The following is a 21,872-nucleotide window of genomic DNA, read 5'->3' as shown; positions in this document are numbered from 1 at the left end:
TGCTTAGATGACTAGGCGGCAAGCCCCTCGCCTTGATTAAATGGTTTCTAGTCGAGCAAAATTTAATCGCAAAAGGTCAACAGACCCTAGAGTCGGTTGACCTTTTTGAGATGATTTGTAGGGCGCCTATATGGTCGAGAAGGCGATGTTCCACTCCTCGACCAAATACATATTTTCTAAATAAGCGTTGCGGCGGTTTGGTCTCCGATAGCAAACAGCCTTTCTAGTATGCGCTCTCCATCGGCGCGCAAACCGTTGTGCTCGTATTCATTGGTGATCCACGCCTGAGAGTTGGGGATGTTGGATAATGTTTCACAGCTAAGCGCCATTTCTACAAACATATCATCGGCATAGACAGCACAGCTTAGAGGAACTCTGTTGTTAGATAGCACATCGCTATCATAGAGAGGGTTCCAGTCATTTTTTTCTGCCAGCGAGAATGCAGCCTCTTTTAAGGGTTTTAGATTTTTGTACTGCTCAAACATCCATGGGAAGGTCATTTCCCCAGTGAAATAGAAGGGTTGGCCAGCTTGATAGTTGAACGACGCATGATTTTGTCTGACTCGGTGAGCACTCCATTGTGACGCGAAGCCTTGGCAATAGCAGGGCTCGTGGAGGATGGCGTAAATTGGGTTGGTTTGAAAAGCCTGCTCCGCAAGCATAGCGTTCAAAAACTCGTAGCTAAGTTGTCGAGTACCATTCATGTCCACAAATGCCGTTTCTAACAAATAGTAGGTTGGCAAAAAGGTATCGCTCACACCGAAGTTAATCCCGATTTGTTGAAATTGCTCAACGGTAAACTTCTGGCCATTAGGCAAAAATTCGTCGTGCTCTAACAGGTGAGTGGCAATTTCCTGGCAGAGTGTTTGTGCTAGAGGAAACTGCCTAAAGAAGGCTTCATTTTTTTGCACAGTGCGTTTGAATGTGGCTTGGTACACATGGTCTATGTGCTTTTCAATGGATGGGATTCCGCCAGTGACATAGCATTGCAATAAGCTATCTGGAAACAAAGAAAGATAGGTCAATGTGCAGAAGCCACCATAACTTTGACCTAGCGTTGCCCATTGTTTGATGCCTAAGCGCTGGCGGATATTCTCAGCATCTCTGACGATGTTGTCCGCTCTAAAGTGAGTCAGGTATTCAGCTTGTTGAGCGCTATCTAGGTGTGCAATAGATTGATGAGTAACCGGATTACTCTTACCTGTACCACGCTGATCGAGCAACAAAACTCGGTATCGTTTTAAGGCAGCCTTAATCCATCCTGATTGACCGTTTGGTCTAGGTGAAGGAAAACCTGGCCCACCTTGGAAATATAAAAGCCAAGGCTTGTTGCTCTTTTCATCTCCGACGAGGCGGATCTCTCTTGCAAAAATAGACAGTTGCTGTTGATCGGGCTTCTCGTAATTTAGGGGAGCCTCAAAGGTATGATTTTGATAGCAACAGCCATCGTTAATAAAAGAATATCCTTGCATGATGTGTCCTTGAGTAGATTTAGCAAACTACTCTACTGATTGGTTTCGATTTTGCCAAGTGACGAACGAGGCAAGTGTTGGTTGATCGTGTTAGAATCTCGCGGCATTTTTTACTTCCTAGATACTACTATGACCTCTCTTGCTAACTCTGTTGTTGTTCTCGATTTTGAAACCACCGGTTTGTCCCCCAATATGGGCGACAGGGCCATAGAGATAGGTGCAGTAAAACTGGTTGATGGCGAGGTCGTTGACACATTTCAACAACTGATGAACCCGGGTTTTCGAGTGAGTTCGTTCATTGCTGGATACACCGGCATCACTAACGACATGCTGCGTACTGCACCTAGTTGTGAAGAGGTGATGGGGGAGTTTGCCGCCTTTATCAGTAACTGTAATCTGGTTGCTCACAATGCCTCATTTGATAAGCGATTCTTGGATGCGGAGTTGGATGCTATTGGTGCGGGATATACCGGCCAGTTCGCATGCTCAATGTTGATTGCTCGTAGACTGTATCAGCAGGCGCCAACTCATAAGTTGGGTGATTTAATTCATTACAAAAATATCGAGCACGATGGCGTTTTTCACCGAGCGTTAGCGGACTCCGAGATGACAGCCAAGCTATGGTTAGTCATGCTAGAAGACTTGCGAACCCGAGGGATTAACAACCCTGAATTTAGTTTGATGCAAAAAATATCCAAAACCAGCAAGGCTGCGCTAAATACATTGGTGATGAAGCACTCCAACGCATAGAAAGTATCGCTAAAGCCCTACCATTTGTTGTCGTAGGGCTCCCTCCTCATCTTTACAGTGTAAATCTTCTTCCTTCTCTTCTTATCGAACTGTGGTAACTATCTTTTAATTTTTCATTATTTAGTTATGTAAATCAGATGTTTACTATACTTCACTACGCAACTGTTTTTGTAAGGCGAAAACGGTGTCATTGGAGGATGTAAATGAGATCAGCGAAAAAACAATATGCAGTGATTGGTCTGGGACGATTTGGTTTGTCCGTGTGCCAGGAATTAAGCCATGCTGGAGCGCAAGTACTCGCCATAGATCTGAATGAAGAGCGAGTAAAAAGTGCTATCGAGTTTGCTACAGACGTCATTGTTGCTAATTGTACTCAAGAAGAAACTGTAGCCGAGTTAAAGCTAGAAGAGTATGACATGGTCATGGTTGCCATTGGCAGTGACATCAATGCCAGCATCCTGACGACCTTAGTGCTGAAAGAGGCGCACTGTAAAACGGTATGGGTAAAAGCCAATGACAAGTTCCACGCCAAGATATTAAGTAAAGTCGGTGCCGACAGAGTGGTCATGCCTGAAAAGGAGATGGGGATACGTATCGCAAATCAAATGATTGATACGCGCGTAAAAGACTTCCATCCATTAGGAAGCGGTTTAGCGTTGACTGAGGTGGTGGTGACAGCAAACTTGCTCGGTAAGTCTTTGTCGGAAATGGCCTTGTGTAGAGATGAAGGCGTAAATGTGATTGCCTTGAAGCGAGGACCTGAAGTGGTAGCCTCTCCAAGCTTTGAAAAGAGCTTAGAGATAGGCGATGTCATCATTGTTGTTGGTCCAGAAGCTGAATTAGCCCAGAAACTGCGTGCACTATGATCCCTAGAATTCACCAAAGTCGAGTTTATACCCTTGGTCCTGAACGCAAAGGCGGAAAGGGCGGAGAGCCGAGGATCATTGTCCTTAGCTTTTTGATGATATTGCTCCCTTCCGCGGTATTGCTCACTCTGCCCATCTTTTCGGTATCCGGATTGTCGATGACGGATGCCTTGTTCACCGCAACCTCTGCCATCAGCGTGACCGGACTAGGCGTGGTCGACACTGGGCAGCACTTTACCCTGAGCGGTAAAATCTTATTGATGATCTTGATGCAGATAGGTGGGTTGGGGCAGATGACCTTATCTGCGGTTCTCTTGTATATGTTTGGCGTTCGATTGTCGCTACAACAGCAAGCATTAGCTAAAGAAGCCTTAGGTCAAGATCGCAGGGTGAACCTGCGGGGACTGGTGAAAAAAATCATCATTTTTGCCTTGGCAGCAGAGTTTGTTGGGTTTGTGGTCTTGAGCTTTAGATGGGTGCCTGAGATGGGATGGGCTACAGGTCTCTTTTATGCCTTATTCCACTCCATATCAGCATTCAATAATGCCGGCTTCTCTTTGTTCTCTGATAGTTTGGTAGGCTTTGTTGGAGACCCCGTGATAATCAGCAGTCTAGCGGCACTGTTTATACTGGGTGGCTTGGGCTTTACGGTGGTTGGGGATTTATCCACCAATTTACACAAAGGGTTTAAACACCTGCAGCTTCACACCAAAATCATGTTAATTGGTACACCTACCTTGTTGATTATAGGAACCTTAATGTTTTGGTTGCTGGAGCGACATAATGCGGCAACCTTAGGACACCTTTCTACCTCAGAGCAATGGCTCGCGGCTTTTTTCCAGTCTGCAACCGCAAGAACCGCCGGTTTTAATAGCATTGATCTGGCTGCGTTATCTTCTCCTGCCATGCTGTTCATGATGCTGCTAATGCTGATTGGCGCGGGCTCTACCTCTACGGGTGGTGGAATTAAGGTATCAACCTTTGTCGTTGCAGCGGTGGCAACCTGGAGTTTCTTGCGCCAAAAGAATCATGTTGTGTTATTTCATCGTACCATCGGCAGCCAAACCATAGTGCGTTCATTAGCCATCATTGTTGTGAGTGGCATTCTTTTGTTTTTGGCCATGTTTTCTTTGATGATCACAGAACAAGCCCCTTTTAAAATGGTGATTTTTGAGGTGATATCGGCGTTTGCTACTGTGGGCGTAAGTGCTGGCTTAACGGCCCAATTATCAGAACCCGGAAAGCTGATTATGGTGGTGGTGATGATAATAGGGCGTATTGGTCCGCTAACCTTGGCCTATATGCTTGCCCGCCCAGAGAAAACCTTGGTCAGGTACCCAGAAGAGCCTGTCTTCACTGGGTAATCTTTAAAGTGATTAGCTCAACAAAAAAGGGCCATTGAAGTGAATTCTTCAATGGCCCTTTTAATCTCAATTTTACTTCTTAGTATTGCTGATGTTCTTGTATGTATTTGTCGATCGCTACGAGTATGGATTTCTTAATTGGGGATATCTGCTTGGAGTGAGGACACCAAAGGGCAAACCCAAACTTAAAGCCTTGCTTCATTTGATCCAGCGTAATGTATTGTATTTTTGCTGAAACATAGTCTGATGAGGTCAACGTCCTAGGCAGAAACGCCCAACCCAAGCCTTCTTGTACCAACTTTACAATGAGTGATAACTGGTCAATTTCTTCATGATCAGCTGAAAGCAAAATCTTATCCTTCATCCCATCGTTTACCATTGCAGTTAATACAAATTGCCTTTGGCCACGCAGAGCAGCTTGAACTTTGTCTGATGGTAGCTTTGTAACTTCACTGTCTTTTTTAACAAAAGGTAAGAATTCGAGGTTACCTAAAAAGGTTGCATCAATACTGTGGATTGCAGTGCTCTCATGAATGTTGACCAAAGCAAAATGCAAATCACCATTGGTAATGCCACTCTTCACCTCAGCTTTAGTCTTAGCAGCAAAGTTCACTCTCATGTTGGGAAAGTCTTTGACCAACTGCACTCGTATGTCGGTTAATACTTGTTGTGGCAAGATGTTGGAGTAGGCAATGTTAATGCTTTCCAATTCCCCGTAGGAAAGACTCAAAGCGACCTTATCAAAGGTTCTGGCTTGCTCAATAGCTTGCTTAGCATAGTGATAAAGCAGGTGCCCATCTTCAGTGGGCTCAACCGAGCGTCCAATCCGGTTAAAGAGTGTGACAGCTAATTGGTCTTCTAGGTTGGTGATTACCTGTCCGATGGTGGTTCTGTGCTTGTTTAGCTTGACTGCGGCCTTGCTGAAAGAGAGTTGTTCATAAACGTTTACGAAGGCTAACAGTTGTTCGAGACTGAAATTCATAAGTAGGTGTACTCGATCTAATTCATATCTAAAACATTAACAACTAAAGACAAAAAAGACCACTTAACCGAGCTAAAAGAACGCATTCTTATCCTCTTTTTTTATCTAGTTGATGGATTCTGTCCGTCAACTGAGATTAACAACTAACCACAAATCCGACATATCTTAGCGCTATTGAACAGAGTTACAGGTTGAAATCTATGCCAAGTGAAGTGGTCATTGGAGAGATCTATTTTCCGCCATTGTTATTGGCGGTACTGATCGCCTATCTAGCAACAACAATATTTTCTTTCGTGGGTAACAAGATCGGTATGTATCGATACATAGCGGTACCTGCGATTTTTGAGCTGAGTCTGGTGGTGATAATCGTCGGAATTATCAGTCGTTTTTGGCATTTAGTTTAAGGTAAAGCATGATGATGCGTTATATCACAACCCTACTTTTTGTGGCTGCTGCAGGTTTTGTCGGTTTTTCACTTTATTCTACCTATGATTCAAATCCATGGACGCGAGATGGTCAGGTGAGAGCATACATCGTAGAGGTAACTCCTCGTGTGACAGGTCAAGTGACCCATGTTCTAGTGAACGATAATTCCCAAGTAAAAAAGGGTGACCTTTTATTTGAGATTGATCAGAGCATCTATCAGGCTGCATTAAATAAAGCGCTGGCAAGCGAACGTCAAGCGGGTGCACTACTTAAAAAAGCACGTGATGAACAACGTCGCTCTGTCAATCTTGAGAAGCGTGCGCCAGGTGCAGTACCTGTACTAACGCTCAACAACCTGAGCAATGCAGTAGAAACGGCAAGGGCGAACCTAGGCGTGATGCAAGCCGCTGTTGAAGAAGCGAAGCTTAATCTCCAGTTTACTAAGATCTATGCGCCAACCGATGGCTACATTACCAATCTACAGCTTCGCGAGGGCTCTCAGGTTACGGCAAATACACCGGTAGTTGCCCTTATTGATGAGCACAGTTTTTGGATTGAAGGCTTCTTCAAAGAAACCGACCTGCAAGGCGTTGCGGAAGGAGACGTCTCGTTTGTGACCTTGCTGACTCAATCTGATCGTGTCCTTGAGGGTAAGATCCAAAGTGTTGGCTATGGCATCTCAATGCAAGATGGCTCTACAGGAAATAGCTTGCTACCTGTGGTTAACCCTAATTTTGAATGGATTCGTCTTGCACAAAGAATCCCAGTAAAGGTCCATTTGACCGATATACCAGAGGACCTTCAGTTGCGCATTGGCATGACTGCATCGGTTAAGATCATCAAGGGAGAGAGTGCGAAATGATCGGGGTGTTTACGCTATCTCGATCTACGCAAGACGCGATAAAGGTGGCACTGTCCGTTTCTTTGTCCATCTGTCTAGCATTGTGGTTTGGGTGGGATAAGCCTTATTGGGCGGGGATAGCGGTCATTGTAGCTGCGGCTAATGAGTCTTACTCTCATTCGATTAGGAAGGGGATAAACCGGCTCTTGGGTACCATTTTCGGGGTGGTATGTGCGGGACTTCTGTTGATGTACTTCCCTCAAGACCACTTGATGTTTATTTTTTGTTTCTCGTTATTGCTTGCTGTGTGCTCTTTCATGGGGTCACATAAAAAATTCGGTTATGCGTTTACTATTACCTTTACGGTGTGCACCTTGGTTGCGAGTATGGGGTCGTTTGACGGCGCTAATACCTTTAATATTGCCATCCTTCGTATTCAGGAAACCGTTTTAGGTTTGTTTGTTTTCAGTGTGGTTTTTAGTTTGCTTTGGCCACAAAAAACAGAAGATAATTTCTTTGAACTACTGACACCTACAACCGAAAATCTAACAAGAAAACTCGCTCAAAGATCGTCTACAGATACCGAGAGTGATGACGATTTTGCCCAGCAACAGCAAGCGAATTTGAGCAAATTGAAGGCGATACTCGATCTCCCTCTAAATGGCAGCTATCGATTGAGATACGAGCGTGCAGCATGGCGTGTCATTGTCCAAACGATTGAAATATTAGAGGTTCTCGCTGAGCTCCCAAAGGCCACTCATGCAGTAGAAGGGATAGACATCCACGATGGTCAACATCTACTCACAAAAGCCATTGCCAATCCAATGGAGACAAAGGGTGAATTGCAACAATGGCTTAAGCTCGTTGAGTCTAAGTATACGATTCCTAAGGTCAAATACAGTGCATTTGACCTTCCATTAGAGACGCGGCTGGCTAATGTGGTGCGCTCACTCAGCATCTTGTTAACTGGTTTAGTTGTTTGGTGGTACGTACCGATTCCAGGGGCATATATGATGCCTATGATGTGCGCTATTTTTGCCAATGTGTTGGTTAGCCTACCTAACAGTGCTATCGGCCAAGCTTTCATTGGGATGGCTGTTTGGGCAGTGATATTTCTGACTCAGTATGTGTTGATTCTTCCTGAGTTGACCGAGCTTTGGCAATTGGCGGGCTTTTACTTTATCAATGTATTTCTAGTATGGAGGGGAACGGCAAAGCCTTCACTTGCATTGCAAAAATTACTGGGAGTCAACCTATTATTGGTGATGACGATGAGCGCTATGTATCTTACTCCAAGCTATTCGCTGATGACCCCCATCACCATGATTACAGTGATGTCGCTAGGCCTGTCGATTGGCGCTTTTTACATTAAGCTGTATCGAAACCTGTAGAAGCGCTCAGTGAAGATAAGCCAGTACTTTAGCTGTGAGTACTGGCATTGTTGATTTTGTTTAGAAACACTTCGCTGGATAGTCCTAAACTAGGATATGATTCCTTTCCCCCTGATTTGACGAAATTTTTATGCCATCCTCTATATCAATGATCCCTGTTGGGGTCAGATTCATGCTTCTCTCTGCATTTGGCTTTGCGCTGATGTCGGCGTGCGTAAAATACATTAGTAACTATGGCATCCCTGTTTTTGAAATTGTGGCCGCAAGAGCGCTAGTGTCTTTGATCATCAGTTACGTTGACGTGCGACGCAAGGGAATATCGATATGGGGAAACAATAGACCTTTGCTGTTTCTTCGAGGGACGGTAGGCACCATGGCACTAATGTGCGTCTACTATGCGATAACAACATTACCGTTAGCAGAAGCGACTATTCTGCAATACGTGCATCCCGTGTTTACGGCTCTGCTTGGGGTCTTGTTTCTTAAAGAGCGGGTTCAGCAATCTACAATGATTTGCATCGCGTTCTGCCTTGTCGGCCTGCTAGTCATGGTTCAACCCAATATGATCGGCAACAATAGTGAACTGCCTCTGTTCAGTATCATGGTTGCCTTGTGTGGGGCGTTTGGAAGCTCAATAGCGTATGTCATAGTAAGAAAGCTGAGTCGATCTGAAGACAGCTCAGTGATTATCTTCTATTTCCCATTGGTAGCACTGCCAGTCTCAACACTACTTATATGGCAAGATTTTGTTTGGCCAAGCCTATTCATTACCGCCATGTTGGTATTGGTTGGGACCTTTACTCAAATTGGTCAATATGGATTAACCAAGGCAATGCAAACTCAAGCAGCCGGCAAGGCCTCCGCTTACTCTTATGTTCAGATAGTTTTTTCCGCTTTGCTTGGGGTTTGGGTTTTCAATGAAATCCCGTCAGTATGGACTTATATAGGCGGTGGATTGATCGTGACCGGTGCACTGATTAATGTATTTGGAAAGCAATTGCTGGTACCGTTTAAAGGCAAGGAATCGTAGACCTTGGGTTATCAATATCTTCAAGCCTCATTGCTACTTCAAGGGTGAGCACTTTACCCTGATGTCTGGCGTGTCATTTTATCCACTCAATTAAAATCACAATCTTCAATCATAACACTTGCTAAAATGCGCATGTATGCAATTATTGCTTTTCTTATGTGTTGTAATTCATTCGATAAAGCAACGAAAGGAGTCTAGTGAAATGAGAGCTATGGTTGTTCATCTAAGTAAGTGGTGCGCATACAGTTATATGTTTAAGGTTTTCTCTACTTTGATTCGTGGTGGCGACTTGTCAGAGCAGGGAAAAACAGGAAGAAGAATCGCATTGCTAGGGATATTCTGCCCACTATTTTGGTATGCGCTGTTTACGGGGGCGAGCAAGCCCGAGTTAGTGTTCCATGCCTCGCACTCAAGTATCGTATTCCTTATTGGTCTGGCTATAATGATTGCCAGTTTAAGAAAACCGAATAAGTGATAGATGGAATTATTATATCTCGATGCATTAAAGGCGCTGTCTGATCGGAACCGATTAAGACTATGTTGGCTGCTCATTCATGTGGATCAGAAGATTACGGTAGCTGAGGCTATGGATGTGACTGGCGAGACACAATACAACGTGTCTCGTAACCTAAAGATGCTTTATAAAGCTGGGTTATTAACTCAAGAGAAGTGTGGGAAGTGGGTATATTACACTTTAGCGAAACATCAAGCTCCTCACTGGAAGTCATTGGTTGATTCCGTAGGGTTTTTACCTGCCTCACAGTTTAATGAGGTGACTAACCGTTGTCAGTTGAGGTTAGAGATGCGAGTTAATGGAGAGTGTGTGGTTGGCCCTGCTAGCGATGAGTGGAATCGCTTAATTAAATAGGGTCTAGACAAAACCTAAAATGATCCCCTTCAACTATTAGCCCACAGACATCGTTTGTTATGGTAGATGAAGAGACAGTAGCAGGTGCCGATGGTATGCCAAGCCTAGAAGAGGCACTGTAAATGCTGAAGAAACTGTCTCACAGATTAGCAAGGAGTCATGCCAGCGTTCAAAGTAATTCAAGCTATCTATCAATACCAAGCTTCTATCGCGTCTTGTCTGACCTTGAGCGCCGCCCTATTGGGGCAGCTTGGTAACGAATTTTTTTAGAATATGATCTCAGCCACACTACCACGTGTAGGGTGATCGCTAAGTTTAAACTGCCATTGATAACGAGAGCATAAATCATTGACGATCATCAGACCCAAGCCATGACCCTCTGAGTCTTGTTTCCCCTCTAATCCAACACCATCATCCACCAGCGATATTGATGATGCCTCAATTCGAACACTCAATTTTCCTTGTGCCGTGGCTGCAATGGCATTTCTCACTAGGTTTCCTAAAACCATATTCAACACGGCATTGGTGGCTCGTAGTTTAGGCGCGGACACGAACTCCACTTCAACCTCGATGTCCTTTTCACTGGCTTTGATGGCATTTGAATCAATGATATTGTTGATTTCAATCTCAGAGATTTCTCTTTGCGGCGTCTGTTCTTGCTGGCGTTCATAACGAACAATGGAGAGCAAGGCATCAACCATAGTCGTCATCTGCACCGTGGCATCCTCGATCCGATTGATTTGACGACCTTGTAACTCCGTATGCTCTGAGCGAGAGAGCAGTTTATTTGCTCCCTTTACTACGGTTAATGGTGTTCTCAGTTCATGGCTGGAGTAGCGAGCAAAGGCTTGCTCTCTCTTTAAGGCGTAGTTTAAGTCTGAGCGATACTGGTTCAGTTTTGAGGTTAAAAGCTGAAATTCGTCAGCAGCACCCTGGTTTATTGCAAATGCTCGCTCAGTATTTCCACTTCGATGATTAAGCTGATTAGTAATGTCATTCAAGGGCTCAATCAGGCGTTTCGACAGTCGTGATAGCACCAGCCCAAGCATCGCCATCAAAAGAATAATAACCCCGAGCACAACCAAGCAAGCGAGCAACACTTCTTTGTTACCAAACTCTACGCTATCAAATTGTGAGATTAAGACGATATCCTTACTCTGTCCCTTATCTGAATATTGACCTTTCAAAGCCATGTAAGAGAGGTCTTCTATTTCGCCCAAGAAGCTCGCTTCATCCTTGAGGATATCTTGAATTTCACTGGGTACCAACGATAGGTCATTGTAGGCTACTGTCAGTGCATCTAAGCGGATCTTACCTTGTTCACCTGACAAGAAGCGTTCAACAGCACTGTCCCTATCAATGGCAATTCGCCTCTCGCCGACCCTATCTTCCGACCAATGAACCGCCGCGTAGAAAATCAGAAAGACCATCACACCCACCACGCATGACATGCCCATAAAGAACAGTGCCAGTCTGCCAGTTAGTGTCTTGGTATTAGAGAAAAGACCATCAGTCATTGCGCTTCCTCGAGGCGAAAGCCTATCTTGGGTACCGTAATGAGCATAGGATGGGAAAAGGGCTTATCTAACTGGTTTCGTAATTGATAGATATGGCTGCGTAAGGCATCCGAGTTTCCTTCATCGTCCTGCCACAATTTGTCGGATAGCTCTTGCTTAGAGAGCACTTCTGGTGCCTTGGTACACAACATTTCTAGGATGGTGTAAGTGGTAGGATTCAGGGCCAAGCGGCGATTTTGTCGATAGGCCTGTCGTGTTTTTTGATCGATTCTAAGCTCACCAAATTTGAGTTCAGTGCTGGCGACTTTACCTCGATACCGATTGATCAATGCATATACTCTTGCTTCCAGTATTTCTAGGTCAAACGGCTTGGTGAGGTAATCATCGGCGCCATGCTTAAACCCTTTCAGCAAATCATCACGATTATCCAGTGCGGTCAACATCAGGACTGGCGTATTTACGCCTGCCTCCCTTAAGCGATTGCACACTGTAAATCCATCCATCTTGGGTAGCATTAGGTCTAGCAATATCAGGTCAAAGTTACCATCGAGTGCTAGCTTCAGCCCCAGCTCTCCATTGTCTGCATAATCCAGCACCATGCCCTCTAATTCAAAATAGTCGAACAAAATCCCTGCTATTTCTCGATTATCTTCAACCAACAACACACGGCTCATTACATTACCCTCAACTCATCATCCCTAGATGATCGCAATTTCAGCGTGAAAAAACTGTGAACAACACTCTTTTCACACCCATACCGATAACCTTCATCGCACGCGCAGCGAATCCAATCACTGCATGAATAATAAAGGTAGCGTTATGGGCATAGTATCTTCTATTCCAACTTTTGGAAAAACAGCAATCACTCTTACTGTCATTGTTCCCTATTTTAATGAGGCGTGTGTATTACCTGAATTGCACACTCGCTTGAGCTCAGTTCTGAGTTCCATCGACGGCCAAACTGAGATCATTTATGTCAATGATGGCAGTAGTGACAATAGTCTCGATGCCGTCGAACGCTTTACTTCAGAAGCAAGCTCAATTGTCAGCGTCTCCTTGAGTCGCAACTTTGGAAAGGAAGCCGCCATGAGCGCCGGGCTTGCACAAAGTAAGGGGCAAGCGGTCATCATTATCGATGCCGACCTGCAAGATCCTCCAGAGCTCATCCCTCAAATGCTAGAGCAATGGCAACAGGGCTATGACGTGGTCAATATGCAGCGCTCTGAGCGCTTGGGTGAAACCTGGTTCAAGCGTCAATCCGCTGCCATCTATTATCGCCTGCTCAATACGATGTCTAAGTCCAACATCCCAGAAAATGTGGGGGACTTTCGCCTATTGAGCCGGGAAGTCGTTGACCACATCAATCGACTACCAGAGAGAAATCGTTACATGAAGGGCATTTTCTCATGGCCTGGATTCAAACAAACCACGCTTCAATTCCAGCGAGAGGCGAGACACAGCGGTGAGACAAAATGGAATTACCTTAGCTTAATAGGCCTAGCCATCGACGGCATCACTTCTTTCTCCGTCAGTCCGCTTCGAATTGCCTCGGTAATCGGCTTTTTGGTTGCCAGTAGCGCATTCATTTATGGCATGTTGATCGTCGTTAAAACTCTCTTTTTAGGTGAACCTACCTCAGGATACCCATCAATGATGATCGTGCAGCTTGCCTTAGGCGGTATACAACTGCTAAGCATTGGCTTGCTTGGTGAATACGTGGGTCGCATCTTTATTGAAACGAAACAACGCCCCTTGTATCTAATCCAATCCGTTAACCAAAAGCCGGCGACAACTGCGCTCGCATTGGAGTGTCGAGCATGAGGATCAATCGCCTACATCTGTGGTTCTTATTAGGGGCTGCATTGCTAATCAGACTGCTCAGCCTTGCGGCTTACCCCTTAATGGATACCACTGAAGCACGTTACGGCGAAATGGCACGCTTGATGTTTGAAACCGGAAACTGGGTCACGCCTCAATTTGACTATGGCGTTCCTTTTTGGGGGAAACCACCACTATTCACTTGGATGAGCACCATAGGCATCGAGGCGTTTGGGGTAAACGAATTCGCGGTTAGATTTCCACACTGGTTGGCTGGCCTTGCGGTGATCGGGCTGATCGCTCGGTTTATTCACAAACAAGGGTTTAGCGGTTTGCTTACTGCGGTAGTTCTGGCGACCTGTGGCATATTCTCTATCTCAGCGGGCGCTGTGATGACTGACATGGCCCTGACCTTAGGTATGACACTCGCTATGCTGGGTTTTTATCAATGCTGGCAGGGAAGCAAGGCTTGGGGATATATCGGTTTTATTGGTCTTGCCATTGGCATGCTCGCCAAGGGACCATTGATCTTAGTTCTATTTGGGATTGCGGTGTTGCCATGGTTAATTCTACAACATGGGCTTATTGGTGCGATTAAGGAACTTTCGGCGCGATTCCCCCTTGTAGGCGGTACTGCACTGTTATTCGCACTCTCTTTGCCTTGGTATTTATTGGCCGAACAAGCCACTCCGGGATTTTTAGAATACTTCATTGTAGGTGAGCACTTTAGCCGCTTTGTCGTCAGTGGTTGGGAGGGCGATCTCTATGGCAGTGCACACGATGAGGTTCGTGGTGCCATTTGGTGGTTCTGGCTCTATTCTGCAGCTCCATGGTCGGTTGTTTTGCCACTGCTATTTTGCTGGAAACAAAAGAAAGGTCTAAAACACCTACTCAAACAGAGCCCTTTGTTTAGCTTCCTTTTGTTCTGGCTCATATCACCCATGCTGCTGTTTACCTTTGCAGGCAACATACTCCCTGCCTATGTTCTGCCTGGCATCCCCGCCCTGGCTGGCTTAATAGCAATATTACTCGACGATATTGACCGGGATGCACTTTGGGTAAAGCTGACCGCAGGTGTGGTTCCTGTGCTTTTGGTCGCTGCAGCCATGGTTTTGCAACAAGGCATCGGCGATGAGCGCAGTGACAAGGTTCTACTCGCCAAAACAACCCCAAAGGTCACTACTTATTACGTGGGGAAAAGACCCTTCTCTGGTCAATTTTATAGTGCAGGCCAAGCCAAAAAATTAACGGACTGGAGCGAGATCGACAAATTGCGTCAAGTGCAGCTGATTGGCAAGCAACACAGGCTTGATGAAATTGTTCAAAGTAAAAAACTGAACTGCATCATCGAAACCAACCCACACAATCGTCGCTCTTTGTACAAGTGTGAGAATAACTCTTGAGCAACCCTTTTCTTAACAGGAAGATTTTGAGATTTTCTATGGTTGGAAGCCTAGGGTTTCTCATCGACAGTATCAGCTTTTTTCTACTGTTCTCACTGTTTGAAATAGACACCATTTACGCTCGCTTAGTCGCATTCTGTGTGGCTGCGAGCGCAAATTGGCTAGGCAATCGACTGTTCACTTTTTGCAAGCATAACCCAAACAAACTTACGCAATGGTTAAGGTTTATGTTTAGTGCCGGTATTTCTGCCATTCCCAATCTCGCTGTGTTTGTTTGGCTTTCAACACTATTGCCTAGCTCAGACCTCGGTCTATTCATCGCCCTAGCTTGCGGCGCACTGATTGGAATGGGGAGCAATTTCCTTTTAAGTCAGCATTGGGTTTATCGAAATTCGCTGGAACAATGATGGTTTGAAAAATGGATAACACTTGGTTTTCAAAAGTAGGTGCTAACTAACAATGCACATTGTAATGGGGAGAAATCACTTCGCATAAAGGTCAAACAATGCCTCATCTCCTTTAGACCCTTTTCTCTTAAATCTAAACCTTGCTAAATTGGCATCTATCTAGAGTATCTTCTTCAACTTCTTTCAATCTCAAGTCCTTTACTAAAGCATCAGATTAAATCTCGTTTAAAGGGCTATTTTATCCCACAGCACTTCCCTTAAGGCGATTTAAAATAAAAAAGGCAGGTCCTTCATGTTGCAGTTAAATGCAAACTGAAAGACCTGCCCCATTAATAGTGAGTGCTATAGCCTACTATTTGAATGCGATATTAGAACCAACCATATCTTCAGTTAATACTGTCAGGTTAGTTGCGCCTACGCTTCCTACAGCTTTAATCAAGCCTTGCTCATCTCGTTCCATTGCTGGCTTTTCAGTTGAGATACCTTGTGGCAATGGCTCATCTAAGCCTTCGATTTGGCCATAGAAGATATTGTTCTTGAACTCTGAACCAATCATCTTGAATTTCTCACCATCGAATTGTCTAAACGCGTTGGTGTTTGCCTCTGCAGCAATAGACAAGTTGTTTTCAAACAGGGTATCGACAGCAGGGAAGATGGTTTCGGCACGAGTATCATCCGTTAGGCTCACGCGATGTACCGCGTTGCTAGCGAAGATGCCTTGTGTGTTGTTTACCAGGGTATTGTTCTTAACGATTACATCCTTAGGTGTCCACTGCTTTTGTAGCGTTTTACCCTCGGTAGAGTCTTTGCTTAGCTCTTCACCGTTCGCAACATCAATGATGCCAGTATTTAGAACTAGGCCACCACGATATGTGCCCTTACCTAAAGTACCCTCAATGTAGTTGTTCTCGATGATGTGATTCTCATCGTAGATACGGATGCCACCCGAATTAGCGGTATTACCTGGCAAGATAACGTTGTTAGTAACCGTGTTATTGTGACCGTGTCTTAGTGAAATCATAGAAGTACTATTTCTAATAGTATTTCCATCAAAGGTCACATCGCTCGCTTTAACAGAGATCAGTTCGATTTCACCAGAGCCGTTTTTACCTACATAGCCACTGATATTGTCAAAGTAGTTATTCTTTACAACACTCTGAGATTCAAACAATGAGTTGTGGCTATCACCGATTCTGATTGCTTGTCTATCGTTGCGGTTTGTACGAACCATCTTAGGATCAGAGTTTTCGATTAGCTCAATATCAAGAGCGGTAAGATCTTTAAAGATATTGCCTTCGATTAACGTCTTTTCTAACTTGTCAGAGGTTGCAACTACAAGCATTGCACCACGCTTGTACTTACCTTCAAAGGTGTTGTTAGTGATCTTGTTGTTTTCGCCACCAACGGTTACCCAACGGATGTTAGGGTACTTGCCTTTTGCATCCGGCTCATAGTCGTAGTCGTTAAACTTGTAGATCACTGAGTTGTTTAGTGTATTGTTCTTGCCGAAGATACCGAACACACCCATGATGTTTGCATCATGGCTTACAGTACTTAGCGTCGCGCCACCATCTGTAAATACCAAGCTCTCAATCAGGTTGTTGTCACCTTTAACGATGAACTGAGTTGAGCCATTAAATATTACTGTTCCTGGTACTTCAGCTTTAATGGTGACATTGTTCGCGGTTAAAGTAACGCTGCCCAAGTCTCTATAGTGACCAGCCTTAATACTGATCACGTCTCCATCTTGAGCGTTTAGGATGCTTTCTCTGAGTTCTAGAACTTGTTGCATTGAAGCGATACTAACGCCTTGATCTACCATTACCAATGTTGGTTTCGTTACGGGATCTGTGCTTGCTTGGTTTGACATACAACCAGTGAGTAGTAGGGAACCTGCGATTAATAAAACGGGTGTCTTTTTCATGACAATCTCTTGTTGAGGGGGGTTATTGTGACGCGAACATTAACAACAAGGAATATGGGTAGGCAATTGTATGGTTTGAGAAGCGTTATCAAGAACTTGTCTTTTTCGTCAAATTGCAAGCTAGCTCATGTATTTTAATAATACAATATAAAAATTCTGAACTTAGGCTTGAAAAATGAATCGAGAACAAATAATAGGCATCAACGAATGGCAATAAAAACATGTAGTTGGTACGAACTACTGTGTATTAAGCGTAATTGTCAGTATTCACAGCGCCATTAAGGTTATTTGAAAACGGTTCCGGTTTAGTGAGAACCCACTTCAATCACGAAAGTGCAGGTCAGCCTAACCTAGGCTAACAACCCTTGTAAAAGCAGTACCCGTCTCCCTGTTGGCTATGATTGACCCCGAGCTATTACAGGAGGTTGAGATGCCTCGTACAATACTTTCTATTTGAATAAACAGTCCGAAGTGTTTAAACAAAAACCCGCCATGTCAGTGGCGGGTTTTGCAGATTACTCTTCGTGGGTTGATTGGCTAAAACTCGCTTCAATTCGTTTTAGTTCTTCTTCCTCTAATCGTTTTTTATCTTCTTGAAGCAGAGTTTTTCGCTCGTTTAGGCTTTTCTTCTCTGATTTTGTTAAAAACTTAACCGCTTTCTTATTGGTCAGTGCGTACGCGACTACGTCTTCGCCTTTTTCTCTGCGCTCACTCACTCGTTGTGAAAAGCGCTCTGCATCGCGAGCCTTACGTTCTGCTGATGTTAACTTACTCATTTTGAGTATCCTCATTATTCAATCACGGCAGGGGTTATACCAATCACAGTAAGTAAGTGGTCAGAAATAGCGTAGGAAAAATGCTGGATAACAAGGCAGAACTTTTTGATAAGTAGTTATTCTACAATCAAAAATTCTAACGCCGTTATCGAGTGTTTTAACAAGCTAGGATGATCAGTTATTTACTACGATTGGTATTACTTCCCTCAGTCAAACAAATGAGATTGACACACTCATATCGCTGATGCGCCGATTTTAGCACAGCCTGACCATTTTCATGTACACACTGATTGTGGAAAGCACTAAATAATAAGGCGAGGAAGGAAAGTAGCCGTACCGCATTCAGCACAGTAAATCTGATCACTCAAAATTAAATTTCTCGAGCGTACAGTTTAAGCCCTAGTTATTGGTGTAATGAAACGACCCAATTGGTTAGAAAATATCAACGCATTCCATATTTTGATGTGATAAATCGGTACAAAATCCAAAGAGGGGAGCTCGTCTTAACACGGTATTAACTGACTGTTTTATTAAACTAAAAATCACAGACTATGCTAACTTACCCATACAATCATTCACTAGGGTCTGTTGACCTTTTGCGATTAAATTTTGCTCGACTAGAAACCATTTAATCAAGGCGAGGGGCTTGCCGCCTAGTCATCTAAGCAAAAGACGCTCAACGACGAGTAAATGGTTTCTAGCCGAGCCCTTCGGGTAGCGTTTGTTGGGCATTTCTACGGCGTTAGTCCCTTTTCATGTGGAACCACCACACCTAAAAGTGACTGCCTTGTTTAAATACCCAACAAATCGCTACAAAAATAAACTCAAAAGGTCAACAGACCCTAATAAACATGGGCTCTACATCATGAAAATACTAGTAACAGGTGCCACCAGCGGCATCGGACTCGAAACCGTTAAACTACTTGCGTCGGAAGGACATCAGGTTGTAGCCACTGGGCGTAACCAAAATAAACTGACAGAATTAGAGAGCCTTGATAATTGTACCGCTATTCAAGCCGACCTTAGCAGCCCAAACCAAACACTTGCGATGTTTCAGCAGGCACATGAAACTCTAGCAGGTATCGATGTGCTGATAAATAATGCAGGGATGAACTCAAGAAAGTGCCCTATTGACGAGTTTACACTGGAAGAGTTTGACCTGCAGTATGCTATTAACTTAAGAGCTCCAGCTCTACTTAGCAGAGAAGCTCTCAAAGCCATGAAACCTTCAAAGCAAGGCTATATCATCAATGTCGTGAGCACTGTTGCCAAACGAGCAAATGAAACGATGAGTATTTACACTGCAATGAAACAAGGGTTTGCTGGCTTTAGTTCGATTTTAATGAAAGAAGCTCAACCACATGGGATAAAAGTAACCACTTTATTTCCAGGCGGTACAGATACCAATTTTCGAGAAGCTGATAGACCTGAATATATGTCAGCAAAAGGTGTTGCTAAAACAATCAACCATATCTTAGAACTTCCCGAGGATATCGTCATGCATGAGATGACCTTTAGGCCTCTGGTTGAATTGGAATAATTGACGTAACGGCTTCGTAGGCACTTCTACGAGGCCAGTCAACACCACCACTTTGCCTACTCGCAGGTTTTCGGATTCATCTAGATTAGAAGCGACTTTTAGACTCTAAAATGCAAGGCCTCTCTCATATTTCCCTACGATAAATGCGACATATCCCACCTTAAGTACGCCAGCGGTAAGTATGGTTACAATGTGTGCAGCAATTTGTGTACCAATGCTAAAATGAGAGGCAAAAGGAAAGCTGACTAATATCGATATCACCATTACTAACGCACTGAAAATTAGAATAATACCGCCAATCTGAGTTACTTTTTTAAAATCCATAATCCATTTTTACCTTTCATTTTCTTCATTGTTCAATCAATGGTTCAGCAATATCACTCGTTGCGTTCGCTTAAGTTTTGCCTAGCGATCTCAGAGTCCTTTTGTGCATAGAACTCAACATAGAACTGAGTACCTTCTGCAATAAACTCAACCTTATGCCAGTACTCTGGGGGAGAAATAAGGCTTTCACCGGTCTCGATCAAACACTCTTTCTCGACTTTACCTCGGCGGGATTCAAATCCTGTAAATTTCAATGTGCCCGTAATGACCTTAATTTTTCCGTATACACCCGCTTTTGTGTTGTGCTCAAACAAAAACATTTTTGGGATAGTCTCTTTTGTGAAAACGTCCGTTTTCTTATAATTTACAAAATCGTTTGGAATCGACATATCTATCACCTGCCAAGTTGAATTATTGAGTGAGTTTCGTCCATTAACTAAGAACAAGAGCCACAGCAAACACCAGGTTCACCGTGCTTTTTCTTTGGTGCTTCTTGTGTGTCTGTTTTTGGTTGTGCATTTTGTTGCTTAGTTAGTACAGCATTTTCTGATTGGTTGTCTTTTTTGCCGAATAGTTTTTTAACTGAAAAGTTCATAGCGTAGCTCCGAGTGTGTTCATTCATCGTTTTTAACAACGTTAGATCTTGAGAGCAGAGAGCGTTCTCATTGATGTTATTAAGTTGCATCTGAAATACATCTTATATTCAATCTTATTTAGATCAAGCTTTTTCACACATAAAAACCTCTTAAATCTCGATCGTTTGTGACTAGCATGCCTTTCAACTTTCGTTTCTCGCCTGTACGGGTCAACGGTTTTTGATGCTGTTTAAGCAAATTAAACAGTGCTTTATGGGCATTTTTTACTAGTTAGCCAAAGCTAATTGTTTAATCAATTAGCTTTGATCCAGGTCAATATGATACATTGGGTCTCTAGTACGTAAAACCGAAGGTGTTTATTTACAATGGCGCGCATTTCACGAGAGCAATACGAAGCGAATAAAAAAATGCTGGATGACTATATTTGGGAGACGTTTAAAGCCGAAGGCTGGGATGCTGTGACTTATTCGCGCCTTGCGCAGTTTATGAACACCCGAAAAAGCACAATTCAAGGTTATTATCCAAATTGCTTAAATTTTTTGGAGGGTATTGAGGGGCGTGCGTTCCCCGAAATGCTGCCTCTACTTGATATGACATCGCCTGATACATTCCTAGAGTCTTGGTGCGATACGTTAACAGTGCCTCTGTTCCGAAACTATTATGAATTGTTTGCTTTAGATGCCATTCAAGGCTTAACCGGTACTTATTCTAAGCGAGTGTCATTGAAGCTAAAGGGGCGCTTATCAGCTGCTTTTGAGCTCAATGAAGAGGATACGGAGAAGCTTTTTCGTATGGCAATGGGGTCGGCTTTAGCAGTTCTGGCAAATAGATAACACTTGTTATCAAATACAAAAATAGCGCCACAAAGTCGGCGCTATTAACTGAGTTACGCCTCGCAACTGCTACTTTATAAGTACCAAAGAAACATTTACAGCGACCGTGGCGGATATCGCTATATCACCTACCGTTTTTGATACGGCTTGAAGGTTTGCTTTCGGAATACCAAAACTCCCAGCATCAACGATCACAGGTTTGACGCTCGATACAGAAATAATCTCTCCCACCCTTACGATATTGAGCATAAAATCTAGAGTTTGAGTTTTTCCATATAAAGTCACTGTTGCAGGAATTGTTGCCTGGGTTATTACCCGATCTCCTTTCATCAACTCTGCGGGAACTTGAGCTGAAATCTTCACGTCTGAAAAAGTTGCCGCGTTGAAAAATAGCTCATTAAGCCTGTCATTGCGAATCGACACACCGGTGTCTAAGTTCTTCAGAGGCACCATAACACTGAGCATACCTTTATCATCAAGATTTCCCGATAAACCACTAATTACAGCAGGCTCAACAACATATTGTTTCTTAATGGTTGCAAAACTGACTGTCGAGACCTTTGAATCCACCTTATAGTGTCCAGCAGCTATTGCCTTCAAAGGGATGAATAAACTTATAGAGAGCATTGCGCAGAGCGTCAGTAGAGGTCGCATATCTTTTTCCTCGATATCCATTGTATGGGTTAGAGTGTTGTTCAAACAACAGACTTTGCAACTTTTACTTAACAACTCATGTAAGAGGAA

24 protein-coding genes are annotated in these 21,872 nt (G+C 43.8%); 14 read left to right on the top strand and 10 right to left on the bottom strand.

All coding sequences use genetic code 11. The features are described from left to right. Nucleotides 1-176 precede the first annotated feature (176 nt). Nucleotides 177-1,472, bottom strand: coding sequence for an alpha/beta fold hydrolase (locus D5I41_RS03075; RefSeq protein ID WP_119008447.1), 1,296 nt, complete (start codon nucleotides 1,470-1,472; stop codon nucleotides 177-179). A 129-nt stretch (nucleotides 1,473-1,601) separates the two neighbouring features. Between D5I41_RS03075 and D5I41_RS03070 the strand changes: the two genes are divergently transcribed. The 3 genes from D5I41_RS03070 (at nucleotide 1,602) to D5I41_RS03060 (ending at nucleotide 4,452) form a co-directional block, all read left to right on the top strand. Continuing rightward, nucleotides 1,602-2,222 (top strand): 3'-5' exonuclease, encoded by a 621-nt coding sequence (locus tag D5I41_RS03070; protein WP_119009220.1) that lies wholly within the window; start codon nucleotides 1,602-1,604, stop codon nucleotides 2,220-2,222. Between the two features lie 203 nt (nucleotides 2,223-2,425). Further along, nucleotides 2,426-3,088: a potassium channel family protein gene (locus D5I41_RS03065; protein WP_119008446.1), complete on the top strand. Its 663-nt coding sequence runs from the start codon at nucleotides 2,426-2,428 to the stop codon at nucleotides 3,086-3,088. Beyond that, a complete protein-coding gene (locus tag D5I41_RS03060; RefSeq protein ID WP_119008445.1) occupies nucleotides 3,085-4,452 on the top strand; it encodes a TrkH family potassium uptake protein in 1,368 nt (455 codons plus the stop codon). The genes D5I41_RS03065 and D5I41_RS03060 overlap by 4 nt, the downstream gene beginning before the upstream one ends. 79 nt (nucleotides 4,453-4,531) lie before the next feature. Here the strand turns inward: D5I41_RS03060 and D5I41_RS03055 are convergent, their stop codons facing one another. After that, the gene (locus D5I41_RS03055) at nucleotides 4,532-5,434 is read right to left on the bottom strand and encodes a LysR family transcriptional regulator (RefSeq protein ID WP_119008444.1); all 903 of its coding nucleotides are present in this window, start codon (nucleotides 5,432-5,434) and stop codon (nucleotides 4,532-4,534) included. 200 nt (nucleotides 5,435-5,634) lie between these two features. On the opposite strand from D5I41_RS03055, the gene D5I41_RS03050 reads away from it, so the two are divergent. From D5I41_RS03050 to D5I41_RS03025, 6 genes are all read left to right on the top strand, one after another. After that, entirely contained in the window at nucleotides 5,635-5,838 is a 204-nt protein-coding gene (locus D5I41_RS03050) for a DUF1656 domain-containing protein (RefSeq protein ID WP_119008443.1), read from the top strand. Nucleotides 5,839-5,846: 8 nt separating this feature from the next. Further along, a complete protein-coding gene (locus D5I41_RS03045) occupies nucleotides 5,847-6,722 on the top strand; it encodes an HlyD family secretion protein (RefSeq protein ID WP_162892781.1) in 876 nt (291 codons plus the stop codon). Further along, nucleotides 6,719-8,092, top strand: a complete 1,374-nt coding sequence (locus D5I41_RS03040) for an FUSC family protein (protein ID WP_119008441.1) — start codon at nucleotides 6,719-6,721, stop codon at nucleotides 8,090-8,092. The genes D5I41_RS03045 and D5I41_RS03040 overlap by 4 nt, the downstream gene beginning before the upstream one ends. A 130-nt stretch (nucleotides 8,093-8,222) precedes the next feature. Further along, nucleotides 8,223-9,122 carry a DMT family transporter gene (locus D5I41_RS03035; RefSeq protein WP_186811084.1) on the top strand — a complete coding sequence of 300 codons (900 nt, stop codon included), beginning with the start codon at nucleotides 8,223-8,225 and terminating at the stop codon, nucleotides 9,120-9,122. Nucleotides 9,123-9,324: 202 nt separating this feature from the next. Next, nucleotides 9,325-9,597, top strand: coding sequence for a hypothetical protein (locus D5I41_RS03030; RefSeq protein ID WP_119008439.1), 273 nt, complete (start codon nucleotides 9,325-9,327; stop codon nucleotides 9,595-9,597). Between the two features lie 3 nt (nucleotides 9,598-9,600). Continuing rightward, nucleotides 9,601-9,990, top strand: a complete 390-nt coding sequence (locus D5I41_RS03025) for an ArsR/SmtB family transcription factor (RefSeq protein WP_119008438.1) — start codon at nucleotides 9,601-9,603, stop codon at nucleotides 9,988-9,990. A 266-nt stretch (nucleotides 9,991-10,256) separates the two neighbouring features. Here the strand turns inward: D5I41_RS03025 and D5I41_RS03020 are convergent, their stop codons facing one another. Together D5I41_RS03020 and D5I41_RS03015 are read right to left on the bottom strand one after the other, a co-directional pair. Then, the gene (locus tag D5I41_RS03020) at nucleotides 10,257-11,507 is read right to left on the bottom strand and encodes a sensor histidine kinase (protein ID WP_119008437.1); all 1,251 of its coding nucleotides are present in this window, start codon (nucleotides 11,505-11,507) and stop codon (nucleotides 10,257-10,259) included. After that, nucleotides 11,504-12,181, bottom strand: coding sequence for a response regulator transcription factor (locus D5I41_RS03015; protein ID WP_119008436.1), 678 nt, complete (start codon nucleotides 12,179-12,181; stop codon nucleotides 11,504-11,506). Before D5I41_RS03015 ends, D5I41_RS03020 begins: the two co-directional genes overlap by 4 nt. A gap of 145 nt (nucleotides 12,182-12,326) precedes the next feature. On the opposite strand from D5I41_RS03015, the gene D5I41_RS03010 reads away from it, so the two are divergent. The 3 genes from D5I41_RS03010 to D5I41_RS03000 are packed head-to-tail and all read left to right on the top strand — an operon-like array spanning nucleotide 12,327 to nucleotide 15,135. Beyond that, entirely contained in the window at nucleotides 12,327-13,328 is a 1,002-nt protein-coding gene (locus D5I41_RS03010) for a glycosyltransferase family 2 protein (protein ID WP_119008435.1), read from the top strand. Beyond that, complete coding sequence (locus tag D5I41_RS03005; protein WP_119008434.1) at nucleotides 13,325-14,728, top strand: ArnT family glycosyltransferase; 1,404 nt, start codon at nucleotides 13,325-13,327, stop codon at nucleotides 14,726-14,728. The genes D5I41_RS03010 and D5I41_RS03005 overlap by 4 nt, the downstream gene beginning before the upstream one ends. 38 nt (nucleotides 14,729-14,766) lie before the next feature. Next, nucleotides 14,767-15,135 (top strand): GtrA family protein, encoded by a 369-nt coding sequence (locus tag D5I41_RS03000; protein ID WP_119008433.1) that lies wholly within the window; start codon nucleotides 14,767-14,769, stop codon nucleotides 15,133-15,135. Between the two features lie 352 nt (nucleotides 15,136-15,487). Here the strand turns inward: D5I41_RS03000 and D5I41_RS02995 are convergent, their stop codons facing one another. Both D5I41_RS02995 and D5I41_RS02990 read right to left on the bottom strand, forming a co-directional pair. Next, on the bottom strand, nucleotides 15,488-17,059 hold the full coding sequence (locus tag D5I41_RS02995; RefSeq protein WP_119008432.1) for a polysaccharide lyase 6 family protein: 1,572 nt from the start codon (nucleotides 17,057-17,059) through the stop codon (nucleotides 15,488-15,490). Between the two features lie 515 nt (nucleotides 17,060-17,574). After that, nucleotides 17,575-17,835, bottom strand: coding sequence for a DNA polymerase III subunit epsilon (locus D5I41_RS02990; RefSeq protein WP_119008431.1), 261 nt, complete (start codon nucleotides 17,833-17,835; stop codon nucleotides 17,575-17,577). 787 nt (nucleotides 17,836-18,622) lie between these two features. Here D5I41_RS02990 and D5I41_RS02985 point away from each other — a divergent pair. Continuing rightward, entirely contained in the window at nucleotides 18,623-19,375 is a 753-nt protein-coding gene (locus tag D5I41_RS02985) for an SDR family oxidoreductase (protein WP_235868843.1), read from the top strand. 105 nt (nucleotides 19,376-19,480) lie between these two features. Here D5I41_RS02985 and D5I41_RS02980 read toward each other — a convergent pair whose 3' ends face one another. Genes D5I41_RS02980 through D5I41_RS21175 form a run of 3 tightly spaced genes read right to left on the bottom strand, consistent with a single transcriptional unit; the run spans nucleotide 19,481 to nucleotide 20,294 of the window. Next, nucleotides 19,481-19,699, bottom strand: coding sequence for a hypothetical protein (locus D5I41_RS02980; protein ID WP_119008430.1), 219 nt, complete (start codon nucleotides 19,697-19,699; stop codon nucleotides 19,481-19,483). Nucleotides 19,700-19,752: 53 nt separating this feature from the next. Beyond that, on the bottom strand, nucleotides 19,753-20,088 hold the full coding sequence (locus tag D5I41_RS02975) for a TehB family protein (protein WP_119008429.1): 336 nt from the start codon (nucleotides 20,086-20,088) through the stop codon (nucleotides 19,753-19,755). 47 nt (nucleotides 20,089-20,135) lie between these two features. After that, nucleotides 20,136-20,294 carry a CCGSCS motif protein gene (locus D5I41_RS21175; RefSeq protein ID WP_162892780.1) on the bottom strand — a complete coding sequence of 53 codons (159 nt, stop codon included), beginning with the start codon at nucleotides 20,292-20,294 and terminating at the stop codon, nucleotides 20,136-20,138. A 366-nt stretch (nucleotides 20,295-20,660) separates the two neighbouring features. Between D5I41_RS21175 and D5I41_RS02965 the strand changes: the two genes are divergently transcribed. Next, on the top strand, nucleotides 20,661-21,128 hold the full coding sequence (locus D5I41_RS02965) for a hypothetical protein (protein WP_119008427.1): 468 nt from the start codon (nucleotides 20,661-20,663) through the stop codon (nucleotides 21,126-21,128). Nucleotides 21,129-21,197: 69 nt separating this feature from the next. Here D5I41_RS02965 and D5I41_RS02960 read toward each other — a convergent pair whose 3' ends face one another. Next, entirely contained in the window at nucleotides 21,198-21,827 is a 630-nt protein-coding gene (locus D5I41_RS02960; RefSeq protein ID WP_235868842.1) for a YceI family protein, read from the bottom strand. Nucleotides 21,828-21,872: the final 45 nt, after the last annotated feature.

The organism is Vibrio superstes, assembly GCF_003569005.1.
GTDB classification, from domain to species: Bacteria; Pseudomonadota; Gammaproteobacteria; order Enterobacterales; family Vibrionaceae; genus Vibrio; species Vibrio superstes.
This window is presented reverse-complemented; position numbering and strand designations above follow the sequence as displayed.

Bases quoted from the DNA above. Each gene is read 5' to 3' on its own strand.
- D5I41_RS03060 (WP_119008445.1), top strand. From the start codon at position 3,085: ATGATCCCTAGAATTCACCAAAGTCGAGTTTATACCCTTGGTCCTGAA.
- D5I41_RS02965 (WP_119008427.1), top strand. From the start codon at position 20,661: ATGGCGCGCATTTCACGAGAGCAATACGAAGCGAATAAAAAAATGCTG.
- D5I41_RS03010 (WP_119008435.1), top strand. From the start codon at position 12,327: ATGGGCATAGTATCTTCTATTCCAACTTTTGGAAAAACAGCAATCACT.
- D5I41_RS03025 (WP_119008438.1), top strand. From the start codon at position 9,601: ATGGAATTATTATATCTCGATGCATTAAAGGCGCTGTCTGATCGGAAC.
- D5I41_RS03035 (WP_186811084.1), top strand. From the start codon at position 8,223: ATGCCATCCTCTATATCAATGATCCCTGTTGGGGTCAGATTCATGCTT.
- D5I41_RS02990 (WP_119008431.1), bottom strand. From the start codon at position 17,835: ATGAGTAAGTTAACATCAGCAGAACGTAAGGCTCGCGATGCAGAGCGC.
- D5I41_RS03070 (WP_119009220.1), top strand. From the start codon at position 1,602: ATGACCTCTCTTGCTAACTCTGTTGTTGTTCTCGATTTTGAAACCACC.
- D5I41_RS03045 (WP_162892781.1), top strand. From the start codon at position 5,847: ATGATGATGCGTTATATCACAACCCTACTTTTTGTGGCTGCTGCAGGT.
- D5I41_RS03000 (WP_119008433.1), top strand. From the start codon at position 14,767: ATGGTTGGAAGCCTAGGGTTTCTCATCGACAGTATCAGCTTTTTTCTA.
- D5I41_RS02995 (WP_119008432.1), bottom strand. From the start codon at position 17,059: ATGAAAAAGACACCCGTTTTATTAATCGCAGGTTCCCTACTACTCACT.
- D5I41_RS21175 (WP_162892780.1), bottom strand. From the start codon at position 20,294: ATGAACTTTTCAGTTAAAAAACTATTCGGCAAAAAAGACAACCAATCA.
- D5I41_RS02975 (WP_119008429.1), bottom strand. From the start codon at position 20,088: ATGTCGATTCCAAACGATTTTGTAAATTATAAGAAAACGGACGTTTTC.
- D5I41_RS03075 (WP_119008447.1), bottom strand. From the start codon at position 1,472: ATGCAAGGATATTCTTTTATTAACGATGGCTGTTGCTATCAAAATCAT.
- D5I41_RS03015 (WP_119008436.1), bottom strand. From the start codon at position 12,181: ATGAGCCGTGTGTTGTTGGTTGAAGATAATCGAGAAATAGCAGGGATT.
- D5I41_RS03020 (WP_119008437.1), bottom strand. From the start codon at position 11,507: ATGACTGATGGTCTTTTCTCTAATACCAAGACACTAACTGGCAGACTG.
- D5I41_RS03040 (WP_119008441.1), top strand. From the start codon at position 6,719: ATGATCGGGGTGTTTACGCTATCTCGATCTACGCAAGACGCGATAAAG.
- D5I41_RS03030 (WP_119008439.1), top strand. From the start codon at position 9,325: ATGAGAGCTATGGTTGTTCATCTAAGTAAGTGGTGCGCATACAGTTAT.
- D5I41_RS03055 (WP_119008444.1), bottom strand. From the start codon at position 5,434: ATGAATTTCAGTCTCGAACAACTGTTAGCCTTCGTAAACGTTTATGAA.
- D5I41_RS02980 (WP_119008430.1), bottom strand. From the start codon at position 19,699: ATGGATTTTAAAAAAGTAACTCAGATTGGCGGTATTATTCTAATTTTC.
- D5I41_RS03065 (WP_119008446.1), top strand. From the start codon at position 2,426: ATGAGATCAGCGAAAAAACAATATGCAGTGATTGGTCTGGGACGATTT.
- D5I41_RS03005 (WP_119008434.1), top strand. From the start codon at position 13,325: ATGAGGATCAATCGCCTACATCTGTGGTTCTTATTAGGGGCTGCATTG.
- D5I41_RS03050 (WP_119008443.1), top strand. From the start codon at position 5,635: ATGCCAAGTGAAGTGGTCATTGGAGAGATCTATTTTCCGCCATTGTTA.